The sequence below is a fragment of the Gordonia sp. 852002-50395_SCH5434458 genome (assembly GCF_001665905.1).
GTDB classification, from domain to species: domain Bacteria; phylum Actinomycetota; class Actinomycetes; order Mycobacteriales; family Mycobacteriaceae; genus Gordonia; species Gordonia jacobaea.
The window spans coordinates 34,164-59,692 of the sequence record NZ_LZTC01000064.1; the positions used below are offsets into that span (position 1 = coordinate 34,164).

General features: G+C 65.2%; 22 protein-coding genes, 1 tRNA gene and 2 pseudogenes. 14 read left to right on the forward strand and 11 right to left on the reverse strand.

The features are described 5' to 3' along the window. Positions 1-25: 25 nt before the first annotated feature. A pseudogene (locus tag A5785_RS15180) lies at positions 26-1,477 on the forward strand (hypothetical protein); the annotation flags it as partial. A gap of 78 nt (positions 1,478-1,555) precedes the next feature. Next, entirely contained in the window at positions 1,556-2,206 is a 651-nt protein-coding gene (locus A5785_RS22995; RefSeq protein WP_049700544.1) for a hypothetical protein, read from the forward strand. A gap of 162 nt (positions 2,207-2,368) precedes the next feature. Here A5785_RS22995 and A5785_RS23520 read toward each other — a convergent pair whose 3' ends face one another. After that, a complete protein-coding gene (locus A5785_RS23520; RefSeq protein ID WP_197494471.1) occupies positions 2,369-2,539 on the reverse strand; it encodes a hypothetical protein in 171 nt (56 codons plus the stop codon). Between the two features lie 285 nt (positions 2,540-2,824). On the opposite strand from A5785_RS23520, the gene A5785_RS15185 reads away from it, so the two are divergent. After that, a complete protein-coding gene (locus A5785_RS15185) occupies positions 2,825-3,997 on the forward strand; it encodes an EAL domain-containing protein (protein ID WP_082937870.1) in 1,173 nt (390 codons plus the stop codon). A gap of 76 nt (positions 3,998-4,073) precedes the next feature. Here the strand turns inward: A5785_RS15185 and A5785_RS15190 are convergent, their stop codons facing one another. The 4 genes from A5785_RS15190 to A5785_RS23770 form a co-directional block, all read right to left on the reverse strand. Further along, a complete protein-coding gene (locus A5785_RS15190; protein ID WP_064867264.1) occupies positions 4,074-5,429 on the reverse strand; it encodes an amidohydrolase family protein in 1,356 nt (451 codons plus the stop codon). After that, positions 5,426-6,442 carry an isopenicillin N synthase family dioxygenase gene (locus tag A5785_RS15195; RefSeq protein WP_064867266.1) on the reverse strand — a complete coding sequence of 339 codons (1,017 nt, stop codon included), beginning with the start codon at positions 6,440-6,442 and terminating at the stop codon, positions 5,426-5,428. The genes A5785_RS15190 and A5785_RS15195 overlap by 4 nt, the downstream gene beginning before the upstream one ends. 190 nt (positions 6,443-6,632) lie before the next feature. Next, positions 6,633-7,295 (reverse strand): CocE/NonD family hydrolase C-terminal non-catalytic domain-containing protein, encoded by a 663-nt coding sequence (locus A5785_RS23765; RefSeq protein ID WP_231894113.1) that lies wholly within the window; start codon positions 7,293-7,295, stop codon positions 6,633-6,635. After that, positions 7,296-8,411, reverse strand: coding sequence for an alpha/beta hydrolase family protein (locus tag A5785_RS23770; RefSeq protein WP_231894114.1), 1,116 nt, complete (start codon positions 8,409-8,411; stop codon positions 7,296-7,298). It abuts the gene before it with no gap. Between the two features lie 175 nt (positions 8,412-8,586). Between A5785_RS23770 and A5785_RS15205 the strand changes: the two genes are divergently transcribed. The 5 genes from A5785_RS15205 (at position 8,587) to A5785_RS15220 (ending at position 12,371) form a co-directional block, all read left to right on the forward strand. Continuing rightward, complete coding sequence (locus A5785_RS15205; RefSeq protein ID WP_064867268.1) at positions 8,587-9,030, forward strand: Fur family transcriptional regulator; 444 nt, start codon at positions 8,587-8,589, stop codon at positions 9,028-9,030. A gap of 140 nt (positions 9,031-9,170) precedes the next feature. Next, positions 9,171-10,631 (forward strand): catalase, encoded by a 1,461-nt coding sequence (locus A5785_RS15210; protein ID WP_064867270.1) that lies wholly within the window; start codon positions 9,171-9,173, stop codon positions 10,629-10,631. Between the two features lie 121 nt (positions 10,632-10,752). After that, positions 10,753-11,184, forward strand: coding sequence for an organic hydroperoxide resistance protein (locus tag A5785_RS23000; protein ID WP_049700551.1), 432 nt, complete (start codon positions 10,753-10,755; stop codon positions 11,182-11,184). A 126-nt stretch (positions 11,185-11,310) separates the two neighbouring features. Then, positions 11,311-11,787 carry a Dps family protein gene (locus A5785_RS15215; RefSeq protein WP_049700552.1) on the forward strand — a complete coding sequence of 159 codons (477 nt, stop codon included), beginning with the start codon at positions 11,311-11,313 and terminating at the stop codon, positions 11,785-11,787. Between the two features lie 44 nt (positions 11,788-11,831). Further along, the gene (locus A5785_RS15220; RefSeq protein ID WP_064867272.1) at positions 11,832-12,371 is read left to right on the forward strand and encodes a hypothetical protein; all 540 of its coding nucleotides are present in this window, start codon (positions 11,832-11,834) and stop codon (positions 12,369-12,371) included. Here the strand turns inward: A5785_RS15220 and A5785_RS15225 are convergent. Continuing rightward, positions 12,368-13,327 carry a GlxA family transcriptional regulator gene (locus A5785_RS15225; RefSeq protein ID WP_049700554.1) on the reverse strand — a complete coding sequence of 320 codons (960 nt, stop codon included), beginning with the start codon at positions 13,325-13,327 and terminating at the stop codon, positions 12,368-12,370. The genes A5785_RS15220 and A5785_RS15225 overlap by 4 nt on opposite strands. 82 nt (positions 13,328-13,409) lie before the next feature. Between A5785_RS15225 and A5785_RS15230 the strand changes: the two genes are divergently transcribed. The 4 genes from A5785_RS15230 (at position 13,410) to A5785_RS15245 (ending at position 18,188) form a co-directional block, all read left to right on the forward strand. Continuing rightward, positions 13,410-13,652, forward strand: coding sequence for a hypothetical protein (locus tag A5785_RS15230; protein WP_064867274.1), 243 nt, complete (start codon positions 13,410-13,412; stop codon positions 13,650-13,652). A 157-nt stretch (positions 13,653-13,809) separates the two neighbouring features. Beyond that, on the forward strand, positions 13,810-15,294 hold the full coding sequence (locus A5785_RS15235; RefSeq protein WP_064867276.1) for a hypothetical protein: 1,485 nt from the start codon (positions 13,810-13,812) through the stop codon (positions 15,292-15,294). Between the two features lie 113 nt (positions 15,295-15,407). Next, positions 15,408-16,811, forward strand: coding sequence for a glutamate decarboxylase (locus tag A5785_RS15240; RefSeq protein ID WP_064867278.1), 1,404 nt, complete (start codon positions 15,408-15,410; stop codon positions 16,809-16,811). Between the two features lie 15 nt (positions 16,812-16,826). Beyond that, positions 16,827-18,188, forward strand: a complete 1,362-nt coding sequence (locus A5785_RS15245; RefSeq protein ID WP_082937869.1) for a dipeptidase — start codon at positions 16,827-16,829, stop codon at positions 18,186-18,188. A gap of 7 nt (positions 18,189-18,195) precedes the next feature. On the opposite strand, the gene A5785_RS15250 is transcribed toward A5785_RS15245, so the two are convergent. The 3 genes and pseudogenes from A5785_RS15250 to A5785_RS15260 all read right to left on the reverse strand — a co-directional run bounded on the left by A5785_RS15250 (position 18,196) and on the right by A5785_RS15260 (position 20,623). Then, positions 18,196-19,242, reverse strand: coding sequence for an acyl-CoA dehydrogenase family protein (locus tag A5785_RS15250; protein WP_064867280.1), 1,047 nt, complete (start codon positions 19,240-19,242; stop codon positions 18,196-18,198). 57 nt (positions 19,243-19,299) lie between these two features. Then, positions 19,300-19,931: pseudogene (locus A5785_RS15255) on the reverse strand (lipocalin family protein). 284 nt (positions 19,932-20,215) lie between these two features. Beyond that, the gene (locus A5785_RS15260; protein ID WP_005208248.1) at positions 20,216-20,623 is read right to left on the reverse strand and encodes a DUF7144 family membrane protein; all 408 of its coding nucleotides are present in this window, start codon (positions 20,621-20,623) and stop codon (positions 20,216-20,218) included. Positions 20,624-20,940: 317 nt separating this feature from the next. Between A5785_RS15260 and A5785_RS15265 the strand changes: the two genes are divergently transcribed. Beyond that, a tRNA-Pro gene (locus A5785_RS15265) sits at positions 20,941-21,014 on the forward strand. A gap of 145 nt (positions 21,015-21,159) precedes the next feature. On the opposite strand, the gene A5785_RS15270 is transcribed toward A5785_RS15265, so the two are convergent. Then, on the reverse strand, positions 21,160-22,206 hold the full coding sequence (locus tag A5785_RS15270; RefSeq protein ID WP_197494472.1) for a metallophosphoesterase: 1,047 nt from the start codon (positions 22,204-22,206) through the stop codon (positions 21,160-21,162). Positions 22,207-22,323: 117 nt separating this feature from the next. Further along, the gene (locus tag A5785_RS15275) at positions 22,324-24,777 is read right to left on the reverse strand and encodes a penicillin-binding protein (RefSeq protein ID WP_064867316.1); all 2,454 of its coding nucleotides are present in this window, start codon (positions 24,775-24,777) and stop codon (positions 22,324-22,326) included. Between the two features lie 431 nt (positions 24,778-25,208). Here A5785_RS15275 and A5785_RS15280 point away from each other — a divergent pair, with 431 nt between their 5' ends. Continuing rightward, the gene (locus tag A5785_RS15280) at positions 25,209-25,520 is read left to right on the forward strand and encodes a WhiB family transcriptional regulator (protein WP_049700561.1); all 312 of its coding nucleotides are present in this window, start codon (positions 25,209-25,211) and stop codon (positions 25,518-25,520) included. The last annotated feature ends 9 nt before the right edge of the window (positions 25,521-25,529 follow it).

Here is a 25,529-nt window from a genome sequence, read left to right on the forward strand (position 1 = left end):
CGCGGTGACATCGCCAGGTCCGCGTATGTGTGCTGCCCGCATCCGCATCCGCATACTCGCCGCGTCGACCATCGTCGTCGCGATACTCGTGGGTGCGATCGTCGGAGGACCTGCGGTCGCGGCGCCACCGACACACGGTTCGACGGCTCCCGCACCGGGCCCGGCGACCGGACTCGGTCCGGTCGGAACGTCGCTGATGCACGGTGACCTGTGGTCGTCGGACTCGACGCCGTTCGCCGGACCGGGAAAGTCCGCGCGTCTCGCGGCGTCGTCGATTCCCGGCGGTGCCTGCGCCGCGACGTTCGTGGGACGCGATGGGATGCCGGTGTCGCTGTGTACCCAGTTCGTCGGCACAGCGCCGCTGCAGGTCGCGGTGGCGACGGTGACGCTCTTCGATCCGACGACCGCGGTGCCGATCGCACGCAAGCAGTTGACCAAGGGTGGGCTGCTCGGAGGTGTGTACGGGTATCTCGACGATCGCGATCGCGTGGTCGTCGCCGACGGGTCCGGCGCGATTCTGCGTGTGGCACATCGGCATTCGACGCAGGGGTGGCAGCTCTACGTCGACGATCGCGTCGACCTGAAGGCGCATATCCCCGCGGGCGACGCCATCACCGCGCTCGCGCCGGACTTCGCGGGACGCGTCTGGTTTGTGACCACCCACGGCGTCGTCGGCACGGTCGGCGCAGCTCAACGTGTGCGGTCGATGCATCTGCCTGCTGGCGAGGACCTCGGAAACGGGCTCTCGGTGCGAGCATCGGGAGTGTCGGTCATCTCGACGCACGCTCTCTACGAGGTGCGAGCGGGCGTCGACGGAACACCAGAGGTGGTGTGGCGCCGCGCGTATGACCGAGGAACCGCACGTCGCCCCGGCCAATTGACCTGGGGATCGGGCACAACACCCACCTACTTCGGCCCCGGTGGCGACGGATGGGTTGCCATCGTCGACAACGCCTCCCGACCCCAGTTGATCGTCTACGACAGCAACACCGGCTCGACGGTGTGCCGCATGCCCGCGTTCGGCAGCTCAGGACAGGGCACCGAGAACTCGCCGATGGCCTGGGGCAACTCGCTCATCATCCCCAGCACCTACGGCTACCAGTACCCGCCCATGGCCGTCAGCGGTCCGAGCGTGCCTGCCAACGCGCCCTTCGTCGGCGGATCGACACGCATCGACGTGTCCGCGGGGGAGTGCCACCGGGTGTGGGAGAACGGCGACCGCCTCGCGTCGCTGCCCCGACTCTCGCGCGCCGACGGGCTCATCCACGGCCTCGGGTACGGGCCCTATCGGCCAGGATCGATCCAGCAGGTCGGGCCTATCGACTACATCGCCACCGATTTCGCGACGGGCGCCCGCGTACGCACGTTGCACGTCGGCGACGGACCGGTCGACGAGCCGCTCGAACTGACCGGCACCATCGCGCCCGACGGCTCGCTCTGGCAGGCGACGGTGAGCCGGATGCTGAAGATCGGGAGGCGTCGAGAAGTCGGCCGCCGGTCGTCGAGTCCCGGATGCTCAAGATCGGGCGCCGGTGACGGTGCGACAATCGTCACCATGACCGACCCTGATGAGTCCGATCGCATCCCGACGCAGGCCGAACTCGACGCCGAGGACCTGGCGGCGATCGAGCGTCGGTCGAAGGACAAGGACGAGGCGGTGCTCTATCCGTCGCGACCGACCGATCCGGGTCCGGCGCCGCGCGCGCTGACCGTCCACGCGCGCGTCGCGTTCTGGGGAGCAGCAGCCGCTGGACTGGTCGCGTTCGTCTACGGCTTCGTCAATGTCGGGACGATCAGAGGACTGCTGAGGGACCGTCTGCGCGAGGGACTCGCAACCGATCCGCGGAACGCGGCACCGGCCGACCGCATCGACCCGATGGCGAACTTCTTTCCGCCGTTCATGCTGATCATGATCGTCGTCTTCCTCGCTATCGAGTACGCGCTGCTGGTCGCCGCGGCCACGCATCACAGTCGCAACTGCCGCAACTTCTACCTCGCCGCGGTCGTCGTCAACCTGCTCTGTATCCCGATCGGGATAGATCTGCTGTTCCGCTACCCGGACGTGTGGTCGGCTCTGCCGGTCATCGGGTGGATTCAGTTCGCGCTTCTCGTGATCTCAGCGCTGTGCACGATGCAGAAGTCGGTGAACCGGTGGCTCCCGCAGTCGACGCGGATGCGCCCGACACGGATGGTGAAGGGTCGCTGATACTGCGCGGCTCCATGCGCCGACCCCGAGTGGTGTGCACCGCCTGCGGACGCGGGGGTCGGCGCAGGCGGCACACGGGCGCAGCACTGTGACGTGCTTCCACTCTCGAGTCGAGTGATGCGGAGTCGAAGTTTTGCGGAGTCGGGTGTGCGAAGAGGCGGGTTACGCGAAGAACAGCGAACCGAACGTGATGGTCGTGCTCGCCGCGAGAAGCGTGAGTATGACGATCCCCGACCTGGCGGACGCGATCAGCGGGATCGGTTCGTCGATTCCAGTCGCTGTGGCAGCGGCCGGGACATGGTCTGAATCAGCGGTCGTCGTGATCTGCGACATGAGTCTCTCCTCACTCGAATGTCGTCACGAACGAGGCGCCGCGATGAACTGACGTCGACGTTACGGACCGCCGTGACGCGTTGACCAGGGCCGCGGCAGTACTGACACCGCACGGCAACCCATGGTCACGAGAAGGTAACGGCGGCCGTGTCGGGGACGGCGGCGACGGTGACTTTCGCATATTACGTAAATGGATGGTTAGCTAAGAAGATGACGCGCCTATCTCGACGATCCACCTACCACTCGTCGGTGTTGGCCGCCGACGATTTGTCGATGGAGGTGGTCATGCAGTTCGCGCCGGTTCGCCGTCTGTCGGACGGTGCGCTCGCTGCTGTCGAATTGCAGGTTCGAGGTCTGGCCGGAAGCGCGATGGGTACCGCAGAGGCACTGCGTCGAGCCGCACGCCTGATGGAACAGAAGGCGCCGCTCGATAAGCAGAAGATGGTGTTCGCCGACTCGCCGCAGGCGGTGGAAATCGCCGAGATCCTCCCGGTGCTCGTCGCAGTCGACATGGACTCCATCCCGCAGCACGAACTCGATGCGTTGCCGACACCGGCAGCCCTGCAGCGTCTGGTTTTCTCGGTATCGCCGGCGCAGTTGCTCAGCCGTCCGCACGAGGCGCTCGGCGCGGTGAAGGCAGCACGTAGCCGTGGCCGCGTGATCTGCGTCGACGGCATAGGTGTCGACCCGCACGCGATCTCGATGCTCCCACTCATCGAGCCCGACGTGATCATCACCGGACCCGAGTTGCTCTCGGTTGCCACGGAACCCGACATGGCCGAGGTCGCGCATGCGCTCGCCGCGCACGTCGAACGCAGCAACGCTGTTGTCGTCGCAGAAGGTGTCCACGACGAGCAGTCGCGATCGGCAGCGATGACCATCGGAGCGACATTCGGCACCGGACGGCTCTACCCGGCCGTCGCCAACCCGTCGGAGCTTCCGGCCGACGAGGTGGTGCCCTTTCCGGAGGCGCCGGTGTGGTCGAGCCCAGCGCCGTCGGCCGACACCCCGTATGCACTCGCGTCGGTCATGCAGGAGCCGCGCCGCGGAACCAAGCGACTTCTTGTCGAGATGAGCAAAGCGCTCGAAGCCCAGGCGGCATCTGCCGGCCAGGCGATGATCGTCGTCGGCACCTTCCAGCACGCGCAACACTTCACGGACACCACGTCACAGCGGTGGCGCGAACTCGCAGACGTCACGGGCTTCGCCGGTGTCTACGGTGTCGGACTGTCGCACATGGTCGAGGGCAACGTCAGACACGCGCCGCTCGACGCCGCCGACGATCTCGTCAACGAGTGGACAGTCGCGATACTCGGACCTCACTTCGCCGCGCTGCTCTCGGCACGCGATCAGCACGACGATGGCCCCGACCTCGAGCGCACCTTCGACTTCGTGCAGTCGTTCGACAGGCTCACCGTCACGCAGGCGGTCCACAGCGTGCTTGCCCGTTTCAGCTGACCTTCGGCGAGTTGTGTGGGACCCAGAGGTGCACAATTGCACCCCCAGGTCCCACGCAACGTAGAACCTTTATGTCCTAGGACAGGGACGCAACCTCTTTGGTGAACTCCGCCTCGTCGATACGAGTGCTCCGACCGTCTGCGATCACCACGTCGCCGTCGACCATCACGACGTCGACGATCGAGCGTGACCCGGTGGTCAGCAGCGATGCGCCGGGGTCGCGGACTGGCAACGTCGCGTAGTCGCGGTCGAACCGGACAAGCGTGAGGTCGGCGGGCGCGCCGACGCTCACGCCGCCGATGACCTCGGGCAGACCGAGCGCCACATTCGCTCCGCCACAAGCGATGTCGAGCATCGTCTCGAATCCCATGAGGTCGGCGCGCTTGTGTGCCGCGCGTTGTAGATACGCTCCGATGCGGAACGTCTCGAGCATGTCCTGTGTGTCATTGCTCGCCGCGCCGTCGACACCGAGTCCGACGCCGACGCCGCGGTCGAGCATCGCGGGGATCGGCGCGATACCGCTACCGAGCCGCATATTCGACAACGGGTTGTGCGACACCGCAACTCCGCGTTCGGCGAGGATCGACTGTCCGACGTCGTCGAGTTCGACGCAGTGCACCGCGAGTAGCCTGTTCCACAAGAAATCGTTGGAGTCGAGGTACTCGACCGCGCCGAGTCCCGCATGCTCGAGACACATCACATCGTCGGTCGGTGTTTCGAGCAGGTGGATCATCACCGACATGTCACGTTCTTGAGCGAACTCGCGCAGTGTGACCATTCCCGACTCGGTGACCGATCGCGGGTTCGGAATGGCAAGTGCCACACTGATCGTCGACTCTGCAGTCTGCTCGCGCAGGTGCTCGACATGGTCGAGCACCTCGTCGAGCGGCTGCATCAGTCGTGGCTCGAATCCCCACTTGCGGGTGGCGTCTGGCCGATCGGCGACACCGCGTCCGAGGACCGCACGAATCCCGGTGTCGCGCAACGCCTGGATCACCGCACCGTGGACCTCGGTGGACGGGTGGGGCCACATGTGCTCGACGACGGTCGTGGTGCCCGACCGAAGCATCTCCAGACTTGCCGCAACTGCCGCCGTGTACGCGCGCTCGGGTGTGATGGCGACCGACTCCTCGCCGACAGCGAGCAGCCACTCCAGTAGCGGCGTGCACTCGGCGATACCGCGCATCAGCGACTGCTGCAGGTGGGTGTGCGTGTTGACGAAACCCGGAATCAGGTAGCCGCCGGTCGAAATCGATTCAGCGGCAGCAGTTGTCGACGACGCGTGGGGCGAGATCGATTCGACGACCCCGCCGACCACGCGAACATCCTGATGCTCGAGCCAGATGCCGCCCGTGTACATGGCGACGTCGGAGAACACCGAGCTGGATAACACCGAGCTCGACTGTTCTCCCGAGGTCACGTCGTCGCTCATTTGGCGAAGTTCGCCGCGATGCGCTGTGCGATGTAGTCGCCGCCGGTGATCGCCGGGTACTTGCCTGCGGCACTCTCGATCAGGGCGTCGGTGTTCGCCTGCGCGAAGTAGGCGATGGTGTAGCGCGGGCCGGTGTACTCGCCACGACGCGGTGCGCGCACGCGATGGAAGTTCGACGGGAGCTTGTCGTCGGACCAGCGCATCAACATGTCGCCGATATTGCAGGTGATCGCCTCGTCGGACGGCTCGACAGGAGTCCACGCCTGCGTGGATGCCTCGGCCCCCGGGAGCACCTGCAGGCCGCCCTGGCCCGCGCGCTGGAACAGCAGCGTCAAGGCGTTGAAGTCGGTGTGAGCGCCTGCGCGCCAGACGTTCGGCTCGTCGAGCATGGCGTCGGGGAAGGCGTAGTAGTGCAGCAGGCGAAGTGTGCTCTGGTAGGTCTCGGTGCTGGGATCGTGTGCGCGAGTGAAGAACTCACGGTCGAATCCGAGCTTCTCCGCGAAGCAGCCGAGGATGTCCATCGCGAGCTTCCAGCACTTGTGCTCGAAGTCGAGCAGCGTTGCCTGGAATCCGGCGAGTTCCTCTTCGGTCGGCCACAGTCCTTCCATGCGGGGGAGGGTGAGCTGGTAGGACTCCTTCTGATCAGGCGTACCCACAGACGGGCGGACCTGGCTGGAGAATTCCCACCCGGCGTTCTGGCCCTTCTTGAGGGGGAACTGCTCCTTGACCTCGCGGGGTAGCTCGAAGAACTTGGCCGACATCTCGAAGGCGTGGTTGACCTCGGCCATGTCGATGCCGTGGTCGACGACCTGGAAGAAGCCGATATCGGTTGCGGCGGACCAGAGTTCGTCGGCGATCTGTGCACGACGCTGTTCGAAGTCGGCAAGGCTGATGCGGCGGACCTCACGGTCGGTGGTCTCGGTGCCCATACCGCCCATCTGCGCTTCGCGATTGAGTTCTGTCATCGCGTACGAGTCGGCGGAGGCGGTAGCCGGCGTGGTGGTGTTGCTCATGGGTGTGTTCTCTCTTCACGAATGAGATCGCGTGCGCTTTTCGACGCGGGACCCGAGAGAAGGGCCGTCACGGACGCGAACATCGGGACTCTTCCCCGTTGCTACACGTGATCTCGTGGGAGCAACGATACGACAGCCACGCAGAGGGCGCCACTCGAGAACGAGGCGGGTCTCGCGATGTCGTGCCGCGTCAGACGATCGGTAGTCGGAGGATCTGGTCGGCTCCGGCGTCGATCGACACCGGAATCGGGCGCATCCCGCCGCGGTAGTTGGTCGATCCGCCGGAGACGACAAGGCGTAGTCGGTGTCCCGGATCGAAACGGTGGACGAATGCGGGGATGGTGATGGTCATCGGTACGCGGGGGTCCGATATCCGCACGGGCGCAACAAGATTACCCACGGTCGTCGACGATCCGTCGGCGCCGACGTCGACGATTCGGGCGAAAAGGACAAGTTGGTCGGCCAGTGGCGCGCCGACGTCGAGGGGCGCGGACACACGCAGGCGCAGCGTCGGCGTTCCGACGACGTCGAGCGCCAACCGCAGGGGCGCGGTATCCCACTGGGCGTACGTGCCCGCGACGTCGCGTTCGGGAAGGCTGATGAGCCCGAGTGCGTCGGGCGCGTCGTGCGTTGTGGGCAACCCTGCCGGCGGTGTGGTCAAGCGCGCGGTGCCCGGTCGGGGTGGCGTGGCCGACGGCGCCAATCCGGTGGCGCCGGAGAGGGCATACTGCGCCCGGCTGCCGACGTCGACGCTGCCTGCCGTCGCATAGGCGGGTGTCGCGATGCCGCGGTAGTCGATCCAGTCGCGGTAGTAGGCGAACCTCGGGCCGGTTCCCGGGCCGCTGCCCTTCATTTAGTGGTCGAGCCATCCCACCGCGCGCTGGGTGACGTATTGGGTGTCGGGGTTCGGTGTCGTGGAGGAGTAGTCGCCGGCGGCGGGCGTGCCCGAGTGTCCGCCGGAGAACCAGATCATCGCCGTCGGAACACCTTTGGCGGAAAGGCCGCGGTAGGTTGCCAACGCCTCCTGGATGTTGAACAGGGTGTCCTTCTGGCCCTGCACCAGCAGAGTCGGAACGGTGACGCGGTCGAGGAACGACGCGACCGACCCACGCCGAAACCCGTCGAGGATCGACCGGTCGACTGTTCCGCTCGTCGCCGACCCGACGAGTGCGGAGCACACCGCGGCAGGGAAATCGGGGCAGCCCGTCAGGCGCTGCGGTTCAACCGATGCGTGCTGCACACCGGATATCAGTCCCGCAGCAGCCAGAGACGCGCTCCAGTTGATCTTGACCGCACCCTGCGTCGGGGTGCTGACACCGACGGACTGTCCGGTGTTGTTGGGGGACAACGAGTATGAGAGATCATTCCAGGTCACCATCGGGACAATCGCGTCGATTCGGGGATCGACCGATGCTGCCGCGAACTGGATGTGGCCGCCGTAGGAGCCGCCGATCATGCCGACCCGCGGATCGTCGGATCTCCGGGTGCCCCTATGGTCGACGCCGTCATGCACGACGACGTCGAGCCGAGGTGCCGGCTTCGTGTGTGCGGCGTCGCGGAAGGCGATGCCGGTCGCGCCACCCAGGTAGCTCACGAGGCGCGACGCCGCTGCGCCGTCGGGAATCGGACTGTCGAAAGTGATGCGACAACTCGATCCACCGAAGCCCAGGCCGGAATAGGCGAGCACGACGTAACCGCGCGAGGCGTACATCCGTGCCAGCGGTGCCTGACTGTCTTTGCTGCCACCGAAGCCGTTGGTCGTCAGCACAGCCGGTGCGCGGTTACTTGGCGAAACACCCTGCGGAACATAGAGATCGCCGACGACGTCGCAGCGCGGGCCCGAGTCGTGAGCGGCGTCGAAGTGCAGAGTGGTGACCGTGAAGGCGTCGGACGCATGCGCCTGCGGCGCCACGGCGATCCCGACCGCCGCAAGCAGCAGTGCGAGTGTGCTGACGACGAGCGTGCGCATGAATCCCCCGATGCTTCGGACAACCCTGCGAGCATGACAGTCGGGAGCCCGGGCGCGGACCGGTTTGGCCGATCCCGAATCCATGTGCGGGGCCACGGGTGCTCCGGCATCCGATCTGATTCTGGAACTTCTCCAAACAATGGACTAATTCCAGAAACGTGGCTATGGTGGAGTCATGCAGGATCGACAGGCGCTCGTGCAGCAACTCCGTGAGGCAGGCATGCGGGTCACCGCTCCGCGCCTCGCGGTGCTCGAGGTCCTGGCGGAGCACCCACATTCGACGGCGGACGTCGTCGCGCGTGGTGTGCGCGAGCAACTCGGCGCGGTGTCGACGCAGACCATCTACGACGTCTTGCGCTCGTGCACCGATAACGGACTGCTTCGAAGCATCGAACCTGCAGGATCTGCCGTGCGCTACGAGACGCGCACAGCAGACAATCACCACCATCTCGTCTGCCGCACGTGTGGCGAGATCGTCGACATCGACTGCGTCGTCGGGCAGGCCCCCTGTCTGATTCCCGACGATGACCACGGCTACACGATCGACGAAGCCGAGGTGACGTTCTGGGGTCAGTGCCCGAGTTGTCGAGCGGCGGCGTCGAACGTGAAACCCGCGTAATGCCAACATTTTTCACACCAGCGTGTTCTCGACCGCTGCGGCCGGCCCGCCGCAGCGGAAGGAGCTAGCGAGGCGACGCCGCCATCGCTCGTCAACCGACCTCAGAAGCGAACAGCCCCGACAACGAAGGAGATTCGCAGATGACACCACGTACCACCACGAACACCGGGATTCCGGTCGCCAGCGACGACGAGTCGTTGACGGCCGGAACGCAGGGTCCGATCCTGCTCCACGACCACTACCTCATTGAAAAGCTTGCGCAGTTCAACCGTGAGCGCGTACCCGAGCGGATCGTGCACGCCAAGGGCGGCGGGGCGTTCGGCGAACTCGTGATCACGGGTGACGTGTCGCGCTACACCAAGGCCAAGCTATTCCAGCCGGGCGCGAAAACCGAATCGCTCGTACGCTTTTCGACGGTCGCGGGCGAGCAGGGCAGTCCCGATACCTGGCGCGATCCCCGCGGATTCGCGATCAAGTTCTACACCGAGGACGGCAACTACGATCTGGTTGGCAACAACACGCCGATCTTCTTCATCAAGGATCCGATCAAGTTCCCCGACTTCATCCGTTCGCAGAAGCGACTTCCCGGTTCGGGGCTTCGCGATCACAACATGCAGTGGGACTTCTGGACGTTGCGGCCCGAAACCGCGCATCAGGTCACCTGGTTGATGGGCGATCGGGGCATCCCGAAGTCGTGGCGGCATATGGACGGATTCGGCTCGCACACGTATCAGTGGGTCAATGCCGACGGCGAGCGCTTCTGGGTGAAGTACCACTTCAAGACCGATCAGGGCATCGAGTTCCTCACGCAAGCGGAGGCCGACACGCTGGCAGGCAGTGATCCCGACTATCACCGCCAGGATCTGTACGAGGCGATCGAGAACGGCGAGTTCCCGAGCTGGACACTCAAGGTCCAGATCATGCCGGTCGACGAGGCGGAGGGGTATCGCTTCAATCCGTTTGACCTCACCAAGGTCTGGTCGCAGCAGGACTACCCGCTCATCGAGGTGGGCACCTGGACGCTGAACCGCAACCCGCAGAACTTCTTCTCCGAGATCGAACTGGCATCGTTCGAGCCGTCGAATGTGGTTCCCGGAGTGGGCTTCTCACCCGACAAGATGTTGCTGGGCAGAGTCTTTGCCTATGCGGACGCGCATCGCTACCGCATCGGGACGAATTACGCTCAGTTGCCGGTCAATTCGGCGAAACGCGCAGAGGTCAACACCTACTCCAAGGAGGGTGCGATGGCATACAACTTCTCCGCTCCCGACGTTCCGGTATACGCGCCCAACTCATTTGGCGGACCACACGCCGATCCGAGTGCTGCGGGCGACGAAGGACTCTGGTCGTTCGACGGCGCCGCGGTGCGTGCAGGCTACATCGAGCACGCCGAGGACAGCGATTGGGCACAGGCGGGCACGATGGTGCGTGACGTACTCGACGATGCAGCACGCGAACGCCTCGTCGACAACATCGTCGGACACGTACTCGGTGGTGTCAGTGAGCCGGTGCTCTCGCGAGTCTTCGAGTACTGGCGCAACGTCGACGAGGATCTGGGCAAGAAGGTCGAATCGGGCGTCCGCGCAGGCCTGCAGAACTGAAATCTTGCTGAACATCCGCGATCTCGGAACACCACGGTCGCGAGAGCTGTTGTAAGACAAAGAAGTAGCACATCATAAGCAGTACCCAGTCACGCAGTATCTGAGTCTCAGAGGAGTACACCTGGCTATCGAACCCGCTTACACCATTTCGTCCACGGCGACCGGCGGCGGCCGCGACGGCGAGGTCGTTTCCGCAAGCGGACAGATCGATCTGGACCTGCGCCCACCGAAGGAACTCGGCGGCAGCGGAGAAGGCAGCAACCCCGAGGAGCTCTTCTCGGCGGGCTACGCGGCCTGCTTCCTCGGCGCTCTGCGTGCAACCTCCAAGAACGCCGGATCGCCTGTTCCCGACGAGTCGACGGTCACCGTCACCATCGGCATCGGCAAGGACCCGGCCGACGGTGGGTTCGGACTCGTCGCCGACATCGAGACCTACATCCCCGGCGTCGACGAGGCCAAGGCGAAGGAACTCGCCGAGGGCGCACACGCCTTCTGCCCCTACTCGAAGGCGACCAAGGGCAACATCGCCCACAATCTGACGGTTCGCGTCTGAGCAACTGACGCGCCCGTTGCGAGCCCGGCGCCACAGCCCGGCGTCGGGCACAACCGCAAGCCCGCCTACCGGCGGCAGCATTCAAGTCCGCCTACCGGCGGCAGCGAGAGAGTAAGGAGTCACACGATGACGAACACTCCGATCACGAGCACCCTGACCGATGAGCAGAAGACCATCACCGGCAACGCGCTGCAGCAGACCCTGGTCGATCTGATCGATCTGTCCCTGGTCGCCAAGCAGGCGCACTGGAATGTCGTCGGGCGGAACTTCCGTTCGGTCCACCTCGAACTCGACGAGCTGGTCACGGTGAGCCGCGAGTTCACCGATCAGGCCGCCGAACGCGCGACCGCGATCGGCGTCTCGCCCGACGGTCGGGCCGAGACTGTCGCCAAGACGGCCGGCACCACCGGATTCGGTGACGGCTGGACGTCCGACACCGAGGTCATCACGTCGATCGTCGAGAACCTCAAAGCCGTGATCGCCGGTCTGCGTACGCGGATCGACGAGACGGAAGAGGCCGACCCGGTCACCCAGGATCTGCTGATCTCATTCGCCGCGAAGCTGGAGCAACTCCACTGGATGTGGCAAGCGCAGATTGCGTGAGACGCCCGCGCTGTAGCGTCTAGTCCGTGAATGATCTGGGGGTCATGGTCGGCCTTGGGCTCGTTGCAGCCACGGTCGCGACCATCGCATACGTCCGAACCCGCGAGCGTGAAGCCGATCGATTGGCTCGCGCCGCGGGTTTGGCGCGTGAATTGCGCGAGCTCGCCGACGGCGATCCGGTCCGCCTCGCTGCCGTTGAGGAGTACGAGGTCACGCTCTATCAGCGCCTGTTCTACTCGTCGATCGTGACGCCGCGTCTGCGCGGCGCGGCCTGGGCGCTTCTCGCGGCGGTGCTCTCCGCGGTCGGAGCCGTCGCGTCGCGCGGAGACGGAGTGGTGCTCGGCGCGGTACACATCGGCGCGGTGGTGCTCGCGGTGCTCTTCGGAATCGCCGCGATCGTCTACGGCGTACTCGCTCTGATCCACGTCGCCACCACCCCGCGCGTCTCCTTCAGCGAGTCATACGACGACGCGCCGACCGGTGACGACAAGGGCCCCGAGGCTGCGTCGAGCGTCAGCGCACCAGAGGCAGTGTCGGAGACCGCGGCGTCGAAAAATCCCGAGGCGTCGAAGAACGACGGCTAGCCTGCCTGCTGGGCGGCGAAGCGTCGGCGATAGGTGGCAGGCGAGACGCCGACCGCTGACGCGAAGTGGTGGCGCAGGAGCGTCGCCGATCCGAATCCGGCCTGCGTGGCTATCTGTTCCATCGGCAGCGACGTGGTCTCGAGTAGCCGACGCGCGTGTGCGACGCGCTGTTCGGTGAGCCATTTGTGCGGGGAAACGCCCACTTCGTCGCCGAAGCGCCTGGCGAAGGTCCGTGGCGACATGTGCATGCGGGCGGCCATCTCGTCGACCCGGACCTCGCGGTCGAGGTTCTCGACAAGCCAGTCGAGCATCTCGGCAAAGCCCTTCGAGCCGCATTCGGGGATCGGGGTGTCGACGAATTGTCGCTGACCGCCGTCGCGATGCGGCGGAACGACCATGCGACGCGCGATCAGATTGGCTGCCTCGTGCCCGATTTCTTCGCGGACGAGATGCAGCGCGGCGTCGATGCCCGCTGCGGTGCCCGCGCTTGTGGTGACCGGGCCGTCGTCGACGAACAGGACGTCGGTGTCGACGCGGGCCGCCGGAAACATGTGCGCGAGTTTCTCGCCGTAGGCCCAGTGGGTAGTACAGCGTCGGCCGTCGAGTAGTCCGGCGGCACCCGCGACGAACGCGCCCGAGCACACCGTCAGCACTCGTCCGCCGTTGTCGACGACCGCGCGCAAGGTGTCGAGGATCTCCTCGGGATAGTCACCACTCGTGCTGCCGCCTGGGATGGCGACGAGGTCGACGTCGCGCGCGGCGTCGAGTCCATGCGTTGCGACGATGCTCGCGCCGTTGCCGATACTGAGCGGCTCGGAAGGGTCGGGTGCGCAGACGCGGAAGTCGAATGGCGGGCCACCGAGATCCGTGCGATCGAGGCCGAACACCTCGTTGAGCACGCCGAATTCAAAGAGTGCGACGTTACCGTGCAGGATCGCTGCCACCTTGCTGAGCACGCAACCAGTATGGCAGAAAATTGTCGAACGTTGGCTTTAGTGCCACTGGTGGCGGAATTTGTGCGGGCGGATGATTTCTGACATGACATTCTCAGACGTTCTCCTCCTGGTCCTTCTCGTTCTGGTCTTCGTGGTCCCGGTCGTCTACGCGGTCATCCGCGTGCACTGGGACCGCGATCTGCCCGCGATACCGTTCGGCTTCGATCACTCCGGCGGACACGGCGACTGGGCGCGCGGTTCGGTGACACCGTCGGCTGACGCCGACGCGCAACGCATCGCCGACGAGCTATCGGTGCTGCGGCTGCACCGCCGCGACTGCGCGTGACGAGCCGTATGCGGTCCGGGCGGGAACCTGGTTGTTACGTTGGTTGAGCACGTCGGCGCGAGTACTCTGCATCGGGGTCCTAGAGCACCGGGGTCCTAGAGCACCGGAGCGCTAGAGCACTCGAGTCGTAGGCAATCGGGAGGGGAGTGACGCGTCGGTGGTCTCACGCGGACGAGCAGTCGCCCTCGTGGCGGCACTCATCGTGATCGCACTCCTCACCGCCGCGTCGACGGTCCCCCGTATGTCCGACGTCGCGGTTTTCGCGACCCCGGCGATCGGGCCGCAGGTCGTCGATGCGCCGAGCAGTCCCGCAGTTTCTCTGAGCAGCAAGCTATTTCGCAGTTCGAGTGACGCCGTGGTCGTCACCGACTCCGCGACGCGCGACGACTGGAAAACTGTCGCCGAGACCGCAGCGACCCGGCATGTTCCGGTCTTCGCGGTACGCCCCGCGACCAGTGCGGACGTCGAAGCAGAACTCCACCGCCTCGGCACGCGGTCGGTCTGGGTCGTCGGTGCAGGCGAGACGGGCTTTCACTCGACGTCGCAGTTCTCGACGACGCAGGTGTCGACGCCCTCGGCCGACCTCGCCGGACTCCGTGGCAACCCGGCCCCCGACGGTCCGAGGCCCGTCGTCTTCGCGGCGGGGCCGCTCGACCCCGACCTCGCAGCCACCGCGGCGGCAGGCGGAACACGACTCGTCGACGTCGCGGTACCGGACCCGCGCGCGAGCGGCGAATCGGTGCGGGCGCTGCGCGAGGCGCGCGGCACAGTTCCCGTGATCGCTGTGGGACGGGCGTTCGGCGACACCCCGACGTTTGCCAGGAACGTCGAGCAGGCGGTCACCCTGCCGGAGATCCCGGGCGGTGGGCAGCTCGTGGCATCCGGTAGGCGCATGGTGGCGCTGTACGGATCTCCCGGCTCGCCGTCGCTCGGGCCACTCGGCCGCCAAGGCCTCGATGCGACGATCGCACGGGTCAAGGGCATCGCGGCGCAATACCAACGGGTGAGCCGCGAATTGGTGGTGCCTGCCTTCGAGATCATCGTGACCGTCGCATCTGCGTCGCCGGGTGACGGCGGCGCCTACACCTCGATGATCGATCCCGCGCAGATTCGGCCGTGGGTCGAGGCCGCCGGGAGGGCGGGCGTCTATGTCACATTGGATCTGCAGCCCGGGCGGATGAACTTCCTGACGCAGGCCAAGCGTTACGCAGACCTACTCGCGATGCCGCATGTCGGACTCGCGCTCGACCCCGAGTGGCGGCTCAAACCCGACCAGGTGCACCTCACGCAGATCGGTTCGGTCGGGGCCGCAGAAGTGAACGCGACGTCGGACTGGCTCGCGGGCCTGACACGTGAGCATCGGTTGCCGCAGAAACTGTTCGTGCTGCACGAGTTCGACACCGACATGCTCGCGAACCGCCAACAGATCGTGACGACGCGACCGGAGCTGCAAACCGTTATCCACGCCGACGGACACGGGATTCCCTCGGTCAAGATGGACACCTGGCGTCGAATTCTGGTCGACCTACCGCCGAACGTGGTGATGGGGTGGAAGAATTTCTACACCGAGGACACCCCGATGTTGACGCCTTCTCAGACGATGAATGTGGAGCCGCGACCATACTTTGTGTCGTTCCAATAATCTCTTTTGCGACTGAGCTTTTCGGTTCTCTTTGTGCAGCTATGGCCGCGGCCACGCCGCGATGTCGGTACGGTCATGAGGAACCTTCAGGAGGAACACTAAGGAGTAGCCCGATGCCTTCGGACGACCGCAAGAGTGTATTCAGGACCAATCTGAGCGACTCCCTGTCGCTCCCCGTCTTCTCCCGCAGCGGCGAGGCAACCGAATTGCCGAAGTTCTCCCTGGCGAGAGATTCGATGCTGCCAGAAACGGCCTACCAGATCGTCCACGACGAAGCGATGCTCGACGGCAATGCCCGACTCAACCTGGCGACCTTCGTCACCACTTGGATGGACGATCACGCCAACCGCCTGTATGCGGAGTCGTTCGACAAGAACGAGATCGACAAGGACGAGTATCCAGCGACCGCCGCCGTCGAGGAACGCTGTTGGCGCATCATCGCAGACCTGTGGCATGCGCCTGATCCCGGGCACACCATCGGTACAGCTACCGTCGGCTCGTCCGACGCGTCGATGCTCGGCGGCTTGGCACTCAAGCGGCGATGGCAAGATGCGCGCAAAGCCGCGGGCAAGCCATTCGACAAGCCGAATCTCGTGCTCTCGAGCGCCGTGCAAGTCTGCTGGGAGAAGTTCTGCAACTATTGGGACGTCGAACCGCGATTTGTGCCCTGCACGCCCGAACACTTTGTATTCGACGGCACCGACCTCGAGAACTACGTCGACGAGAACACCATCGGCGTGGTCGCGATAATGGGCGTCACGTTCAATGGGCTCTACGAACCGGTGAAGCAGATCTCGGCGAAACTCGACGAGATCGAGCAGAAGACCGGGCTCGATATAAAGATCCACGTCGACGCTGCGTCGGGCGGCTTCGTCGCACCCTTCTGCCAACCAGACCTCGAGTGGGATTTTCGGGTGTCGAGGGTCGCATCGATCAATGCGTCAGGTCACAAATACGGCTTGGTATATCCAGGCATTGGTTGGGCGGTGTGGCGGGACAAGGCCGCTATGCCAGAGAGCCTGATCTTCCACGTCAGCTATCTCGGTGGTGACCTGCCGACCCTTGCGCTGCCGTTCTCACGACCCGGCGCCCAGGTGCTCTTGCAGTATTACAACTTCTTGCGCCTGGGGTTCGAGGGCTATCGTGCCACGCAGCAGGAATCCCTCGATGTGGCCCAGTACATTTCGGGCGAGATCGCTGCGATGGAGCCCTTTGAGCTGGTGAGCAAGGGCGACACCATCCCTGTGTTCGCCTGGCGCATCAAGGAGGGTTACACCTCGACGTGGACCCTGTACGACCTCGCTGACAGACTTCGACTTCGCGGATGGCTGGTGCCCGCGTATCCGATGGCCGACGACATGTCGAACCTGGTCCTGCAGCGCGTCGTCGTCAAGAACGGGATGAGTCACGATCTCGCGGTCGCGCTCGTGGCCGACATCAAGAGCCAGGTCAGCTACCTCGAAACCCTTGAGGCACCGCTGCCACGCGACGGAAGCGGCCCGAACTTTCATCACTGACGGGATACTTGAGGGGTGACTGAGTCAAACGATGTCGAGACCCTCCGTACCCGCGTCCACGAGCTGATGCCACAGGCCCGCAGCGACCTCGCCGAGATGGTTGCCTTCAAATCCGTCTACGATCCCGCCGGAGAGCCCCCGCCCGACTGTGACGAGATGGTCGAGTGGCTGATTGCGGCGTTCACCGAGGTCGGGGTGCACGACGTCGAAGCGCATGTGACCGCCGACGGAAGCAAGGCCGTGACCGGACACATCCCCGGACCGCCCAGTGCGCCGACCGTGCTGCTCTACTTTCACCACGACGTGCAGCCGCCGATGGACCTCAACGCGTGGAAGTCGCCCGCATGGGAGCTCACCGAACGTGACGGCCGCTGGTACGGGCGGGGTGCGGCAGATTGCAAGGGCAACATCGCCGTCCACCTCACCGCGCTGCGCGCACTCGCGGGCGAGGCCGGAGTGAACATCAAGATCATCGGCGAGGGCTCGGAGGAGCAGGGTTCGGGAGGCATCGAGGACTTTGTGCCGAAGCATCCCGAATTGCTCGACGCCGACGCCATTCTCATCTGCGACTCCGGCAATTGCACTGTCGGACAACCGACTTTGACGACGAGCCTGCGTGGTGTCGCCAACGTGGTCGTGAGTGTCGAAACACTGGAATCGGCAATGCATTCGGGCATGTTCGGTGGTGCGGCTCCCGACGCCTTGGCGGCATTGATCTCTATGCTCGCGAGCTTGCGCGACGAGCACGGGAACACCACGGTCCGCGGGCTGGACGCCACACAGGAATTCGACGGCATCGACTATCCCGCAGAGGATTTCCGACGCGACGCCACCGTCCTCGACGGCGTCGATGTCGTTGGGTCCGGCCGTATTTCGGACATGGTGTGGGCGCGCCCCGCCGCCACGGTGCTCGGCATCGACTGTTCGCCGGTCGTCGGGTCGTCGGCCGCGGTGACTCCACGAGCACGTGCACGGATCAACCTGCGGGTGCCGCCCGGCATGGACGCGAAGGTCGCACAAGACGCGCTGATCGCGCACCTCGAAGAGGTCGCGCCCTGGCACGTCAAGATCTCGGTCGAGCGCGAGGCCATCGGGGCGCCATTCTCCGGATCGACCGAGGGGCCGGCCTTCGACGCGTTGGTCGACGCGATGAGTTCCGCATACGGGCGCGACGTGGTCATGCAGGGGCAGGGCGGATCGATTCCACTGTGTACCGTGCTGCAGCAGACCTTCCCCGACGCCGAGATCATGCTGCTCGGTGTCGAAGAGCCGTCGTGTCTGATCCACGCGCCCAACGAGAGTGTCGACCCGTCGGAGATCGAGAACCTGGCCATCGCGGAGGCCTTGTTCCTGCGCGACTACGTGCGGCCGGAGTAGTCGACGACTAGTCCTCCTCCCCGCTGAAGCGTTGCAGGAGTAGGCCTTTCAGTTCGGGGCGACTTGCGGCGACAAGGGTGAACGTCGCTTCGCGGGAGAGTCGGTCGGCGTCGCTTCCGACAATCAGTGCGCGGCCGCCGTCTGCTGCCACGAGCGCGGCGGCGGCGTCGACAGCCAGTTGCGCTCCGTCGGCGCGTGCGGCGAGCAACGCGTCGGCGTCGGCGAGTGAGGTGTCGAGGCGGGTGCGGATCTCGCTGCCGCGCTCGCGGAGTCGTCGTGCCTGCGCGGTTGCGCCACCGCGGTCGAGCAGCGCTGTGCATCGGCGGAGAATTCCGAACGGCAGTGCGCCGTTGAGTCGGATGCCGATGTTCTGGTTGGCGAAGAAGGCGTCGAGCGCGACTCTGCTGACCACGAGTGCGTCGGGAACCGGCAGCGAATCGACACGCAGGCTGACGGTGTGCGACGCGTTGGCCGCGGTGAGTCGCATCGGCGAGACCGTGATGGCTGCCGACATCGGGTGGGTGGGAACGATCGCGGCGATGACGTCGTCGGTGTCGACGTCTCGCGCCGAGATCTGCAGCAGGTCGATGTGGCCCCACCCGCTGACGAACGGCGCGTATCCCGAGAAGACCCAGCCGCCGTCGGTACGCGACGCACTCATCCGTGGCGGTGTCGGTACGGCACCCGCGTAGGCGACGCCCGCGCGAGTGCGGCCGGTCACGGCGTCGGCGAGGAGTTCGGTGCGTAGGGCGTCGTTGGTGGTGCTTGCCAGCGAGATGACGACACCGTGGTGCTGCAGCCAGGTGAACGCCGTGGAGAGGCAGCCGCTGGTGAGGACTTCGATGATCTCGATGACCTGAGTGAGTTCGAGTCCGGGGCCGCCAACCGCTTGCGGTGCCGCGACGCCGTACAGCCCGGCGTCGGCGAGTGCCTTCCAGTGGGAGGCAGGCACCTCTCCCGTGCGGTCGACCTCTGCTGCGTCGGGAAAGAGGAGGTCGTCGGCGATGCGGTAAGCGGCGTCGATGAGCGCGGTGGGGCTTGGCGCGGTGTCCACGCGTTCAGGGTAATCGGCCGGGCGGCGAACTCGAGCCGAGCTCGCCGCCCGGATTGATCAGACGGTGCAGAGTGGCGAGTAGTCCGAGCGGCCACCCGTGATGGGGGAGATCAGGAAGGTGCACGAGTTGAAGCCCAACGACTCCGTCTTGAGCCGCAGCATGTGCAGCTGCTCGTTGCTCACGACCTTCTCTCGGCTCAGCACGAAACCCGACAGCCGGTACGGGTCACCGACGATCGCGTACTCATAGGGGCCCTTCGGATCCTTGCCATCCGCGACCCACGCGATCACGTAATTGGGGAACGAACCGGTGTTGATCGTGTTCGGGATTCCCGGAAAAGAGACTGCCAGCGCGGCATTGCTCTTCTTGGGATCGACGACGGTCGCTTTTCCCTTGATCCCGTCGGGTTGTCCGGTGAAGCTGGTGCATTTGTTGTCGACGCCGACCGTCGTCGAGTTGATCAGCGTGTAGGTGGCGTTGGTGTCCTTGGCGCAGCGGATTCCGTAGAACGCCGGAATGGTGGCCTGCTGCCACCAGGTTCCGAGGTAGCGCTCGACGTCGAGGTTCTTCACCGGTGGAGCGTGGTGTCGGCGCGTGCGGGCGCGGGTATCGACAGCAGCGCTGTCATGGCGGCGAGCAGTGCTGTGGCGAGTACGACGAGAATCCGGACGGGACGCTGCGTGTGCATCGGACGACTCCTGGGGTCGGGTGGGGTCATGGAACGTTGCAGGATTCGACGCCGATGACACGGCGGATTGGTTCGCGGGCCACGTCTGTCGCGCGAAGAGTGCGGTCCCGATCAGCGGCTTGCCCGTTTTCAGTCATTTTCTCGCCGACCGTCGACGACGACCTGGGCTTTTGCCGATCGACACCGCCCCAAATGACTGAAAACGGGAATGACTGAAAACGGGCGAGCCCTTGTCCAGGGCTCGCCCGCTTTGCTGTGAGTTGGCAGGTCAGGGAGTCAGCGTGTCAGACGACGTCGGGTTCCCAGGTGGACACGGCCCAGATGACCACGATGTCGAGGACGATGATCAGGATCGCCCACCACGGGTTGTAGGGCAGCCAGAGGAACTGCGCGATGATCGAGAGGGACGCGATGATGATCGCCGAGACTCGCGCCCATCCGGAGCCGACCGCCAGGCCGCCCGCGACGATGATCGCGATGATGCCGATGATCAGATGAATCCAGCCCCACGTGGTGAGGTTGAACTTGTAGATGTAATCGGGAGTGGCGACATAGAGGTTGTCGCCCGCGATCGCGGAGATTCCGGCGAAGACGCCGACGATGCCCGCCACGAACAGAAGTGCAGCGGCCACGACGGTGATTCCGAATGCGGTGCCTTGTTTCGCCTCGTACTTCTCGAACTCACTACTCATGTGCCCGTACCTTTCGCATTGTCGATTCTGATGAATTGGTCGCGCTGGTCGAGAGGTGATTGTTCTGGTTCGGACACTAGTGACCACAGGGGCAGATGTGTCCTTTTTGTGTGGTAGTGATGCCAAACCTTGTCTCAGAATGCGTTGTTCTGAGTCCTTGGGCGATCACGGTGGTCGGATTGTGTTCCGGTGATTCCCGTTGCCCGCGTCTGGATTCGCGCGCTGCGGCCGCCTGTTTGCGTTGGCTGCAATCGACACTCTGACCAGGCGATTTAGTGGCTGGGCGGTCGCGGGGGTAAGCTATCGCAGGTTGCACACGGGGTGTGGCGCAGCTTGGTAGCGCGCTTCGTTCGGGACGAAGAGGTCGTGGGTTCGAATCCCGCCACCCCGACAACGGATCTGGTTGAACCGGATCCGACAAGGCTTCTTGTGGTTGAGAAGTAGTAGCAGGCCCTGACCCGGAGTGATCCAGGTCAGGGCCTCCTCGTTTCTATGGGGCTATCGCTTGTTTCTGCGTGGCTGTCGGCCTCGAGCCGTCAGCTCGTCTCGGAGGCCAGCTGTGGCAGCGAGTGGTCTTCGTCGAATTCGGCGTTGCCGTGCGAGACCGGTGTGAGGGTCAGCAGGCTGGCTTCGGGGCGGCAGCAGAACCGCGCGGGCGCCCACGGTGAGGTGCCGAGTCCGGCGCTGACGTGCAACTTCATCGACGTGCCCCAATTCGACGGCCCCTTGACGCGGGAACGGTCGAGGTGGCAATTGGTGACAATGGCCCCGATGCCGGGCAGGCAGAGCTGTCCGCCGTGCGTGTGGCCGGCCATCACGAGGTCGTAGCCGTCGTCGGCGAAGCGGTCGAGGACGCGCGGCTCGGGCGAGTGCGTCAATCCCAGGCGCAGGTGCGCGAGTGGGTTGGGGCGCCCTGCGATGGTGTCGTAGCGGTCGCGCTCGATGTGCGGGTCGTCGACGCCCGATGCGACGACGCGGACCCCGGACACCTCGAGCTCGCGTACGGAGTGCGTCGCGTCGAGCCAGCCGCGCTCGATGAACGCCGCGCGCAGATCCTGCCAGGGCAGCGGGGTGCCGTGGGTGCGCTCGTGATCGGTCTTGAAGTACTTCAGTGGGTTCTTGGGGCTCGGACCGAAGTAGTCGTTGGAACCGAACACGAAAAGCCCTGGGCGCGAAAGCAATCCACCAAGCGACTGGATCACGGCAGGCACCGCGCCGGGGTGGGCGAGGTTGTCGCCGGTGTTGACGACGAGGTCGGGTTCGAGCGACTCGAGCTCAGACACCCAGGCCTGCTTGAGGCGCTGGTTGGGCGTCATGTGCAGATCGCTGATGTGCAGGACGCGCAGCGGTGCGGCGCCCGGTTCGAGGACCGACATGGTGGCGTGCCGCAACGTGAAGGCGTTGCGCTCGATCACCGTCGAATAGAAGAGTCCGCCCGCGGCGAGGCCCGCCGCTGCGCCGACCGCACGCGCGGTGCGGTGCGACGCCAGTTGCTCACGGAACAGCCCCGACGGAGTAGACGACGCGATAGACGAGATTGCGGCCCGCACCCGTGATGCGGCATCCGAGTGGACATCAGACATTCACCCAGGATACGCGCCACGGTGGTCGGCCAACCACCTCAACAGCACGTCTCGGCGAGCGCACGCCGGCGAACTCACCCCTCCGGCGTCAAAGCCGGGGAGCCCCACCGGTCGGCGTCAGCCGGGAAGCTGGATCACCACCGGACCGACGCCCGGTACCTGCACCGTGGTCTGTGTCGGGCCGGGGCTGTCGCCGCTGTCGTTCTTTCTGCCGTTGCTCACGTAGATCGTGACAGTGCTGCCGGGCATCGCCGAGTCGGACGGCGCGGTGAACACCACCGTGCCCTGCTGCCTGCCGCTGTCGACCTCCAACTGGTTCACCTTGAAGCCCGCTTCTTGCAGACGCGACGTCGCGTCGCTGGCGGGCAGTCCCGTGACCTGCGGTATCCGACCGCTGTTATTGCCGTTCATGTAGCGCGGGTCGGCGGGTGGGAGGCTGACCGGACCGAACTTCGTCGCGATCGGGGTGAGTGCCGAGTACCACGTCCGCGCGGGTTCCATGCCGCCGTAGATGTCGCCCTCGCCGCACAGCCGTGCCGGTCCGGAGCAGACACCCGACGGGTTGGGGCCGTCGGAGTAGACGTAGGTGGCCGCAGCCATCTGGTTGGTGAACCCGACGAACGCCGCCGAGCGGTGTGCTTCCGTCGTACCGGTCTTGCCCGACATCGGTAGGTTCCAGCCCGATGCGCCTGCCGCGCCCGCGGACGTGCCGCCGCCCCTGTCGTCCTGGCTCATCAGATTGGCCATCGTGTTGGCCATACCGGGTTCGACGACCCGTTCACATCCGGGCGGATTGAACGCGACCGGAGTGGTCGCGGGCTTGCCGTCGGGGTCCAGGACCGGGTTGCCGTACTGGTCGCGCTTGATCTTGCTGATCGACTTGATCGGGTTCGGTGGGCACCACATGCCGCCGGAGCCGAGGGTCGCTGCCACGTTCGAGAGCTCGATGGCGTTGACCGGCCAGGGGCCGAGTGTGAACGAACCGAGATTGCCGTCCTTGACGTACTGCGCGATGCTCTTGTCGCCGAAGCCCGATGAGCCGGGCACCGTGTACGAACGCATGCCGAGGCGGACGGCCATATCGACCGCCGGCTTCACGCCGACCTGCTGCAGCAACTTGACGAAGGCCGTGTTGGGCGACAGTGCAAGTGCCTGCGTGATCGACATCGACGCCGGGTACTTACCGTCGTTCTTGACGCAGTAGAAGTTGACGGGGCAGCCGAAGGCTCCGCCGCTGTCGCCCATGCCCTCGACCGCGATGCTGCCGGGCACTGGGATGTTGGAGTTGCCCGGCAAACCCTTCTCGAGGCCCGCGGCGACGGTGAAGATCTTGAAGACCGAGCCCGCGCCGTCGCCGACCAGCGAGAAGGGTTGCGGCTGCACGGTCTGCGACGCGTTGGCGTTGAGTCCGTAATTGCGGCTCGACGCCATCGACAGGACGTCGTGCGAGCGGGTGCCCGGCCGGATCACGCTCATGACAGCGGCGACACCGTCGGCGTCGGGGCTGACGTTGGCTTGCGCCGACCGCACGCTGTTGCGTTGCACCTCGGGGTTGAGAGTGGTCTGGATGATGTAGCCACCGCGCGTGACCGATGATCGCGACATGCCGTTCTCGGCCAGGAACTGCAGTGCGTAGTCGCAGAAGAAGCCGTTGTTGTCGGCGCCGATGCAGCCCTGGACGGGCGTCCGCGGCTGGGGGAGAACACCGAGCGGAGCCTTCTTGGCTGCCTCGAGCTCTGCGCGTCGCTCGGGGAAGTTGACGATCATCGTGTCGAGGACGGTGTTGCGTCGCTCGGTCGCCGCCTCGGGATTGCTGTAGGGATTGAGTGCAGAACTCGACTGCACCATGCCTGCGAGCAGCGCCGATTCGCCGACGTTCAGATCCTTGGCGCTCTTGCCGAAGTACGTCTGTGCCGCAGCCTCGATGCCGTAAGCGTTGTTACCGAACGGCACCACGTTGAGGTAGCGGGTGACGATCTGCTTCTTCGCCTCCTGCTTGGCGGCGGCGTCGTCGAGTCCCTTTCGTTTCGCCTCGTCGCGAAGCGACTGTTCCATCGTGAGCGCCATGCGCACCTCACGCAGCTTGCGCGCGGGCGTCGTCTCGATGGCTGCCTGGCGGTCGGCTTCGGTCCGGGCGAGCACGAGGAGCTGGTAGTTCTTGATGTACTGCTGATCCAGCGTCGATGCACCCTGCTGCACTTCGCCCGAAGACGAGTTCTTGAGGAACGCGCGGATCGTGCCCTTCCAGTCGACGCCGTCGTGCTCGAGGAAGCGTCTGTCCTCGATCGAGATGATCGCGCGGATCATGTCGGGGGAGATGTCGTTGTATCCGACCTGGTACCTGTACTGGTCGAAGAGTCGCGCGATGGGTGTCCCCGCCGCGTCGGTCATCGTCGTGACCTCCGGCAGCGTTCCGCTGAGCAACTCCGACGAGACGTTCTCTACTGCCGACGCCGCGCGATTCGACGCGATACCCACGCCGCTGGCCGCGGGATAGAGCAATCCGGCAACGAGCACGCCGGCCAGCACGCATGCCCCTGCGAGCGACCACAGCTTCTTCGACTTCGGCACATCGGACAGGATACGTGTGATTTCTGAGACAACCGCGTGGCCCGCCGATGAGGTGCCCGACGGTCTGCTCCGGCGCGCATCGCCGGCCTGAATCCGCACCCGGCGCGTCGAGTCGATGGGGTCTTTGTCGGCGGTTTTGTCTGTTTCCCTGCGAGTTTGCACGGTTGTGCCAGTTTTCTCCGGTTCAGGGGTTGCGGACGCATGCACAGATCCTTAGATTGAGTGCAGAATGTGACTCACATAACAACGGAGACCAGAAGTGGTACGGGCATCTACGAATGGTCGACCGCCGCGGAATCGGTGACGTGGTGTGGGAGGCGAGCATTCGCCGGCAACGACGCAGGGTCGTTGTGCCGGGCACGGGTCGCGCACAGCGCGCAACGACAAGGGGCGCGCACAGCGCGCAACGACAAAAAGACAGGGGTCGGCTCATGGCGACAGCGGCGGTATCGACCAACGAAACTCGACTGACGTGGGTGGCACGGGCGCGTTGCCGTGGCGAGGATCCCGATGAACTCTTCGTTCGTGGAGCGGCTCAGCGGAAAGCCGCAGTCATCTGCCGCCACTGCCCGGTGCAACTCGAATGCGGAGCCGACGCTCTCGACAACCGCGTCGAGTTCGGAGTGTGGGGTGGCATGACCGAACGTCAGCGTCGTGCATTGCTGCGTCAGCACCCCGAGGTGACCTCGTGGGCAGAGTTCTTCGCTGCCCAGCGCCGACGCCGCGAGGTATCCGTCGGCTGATCTCGTCCC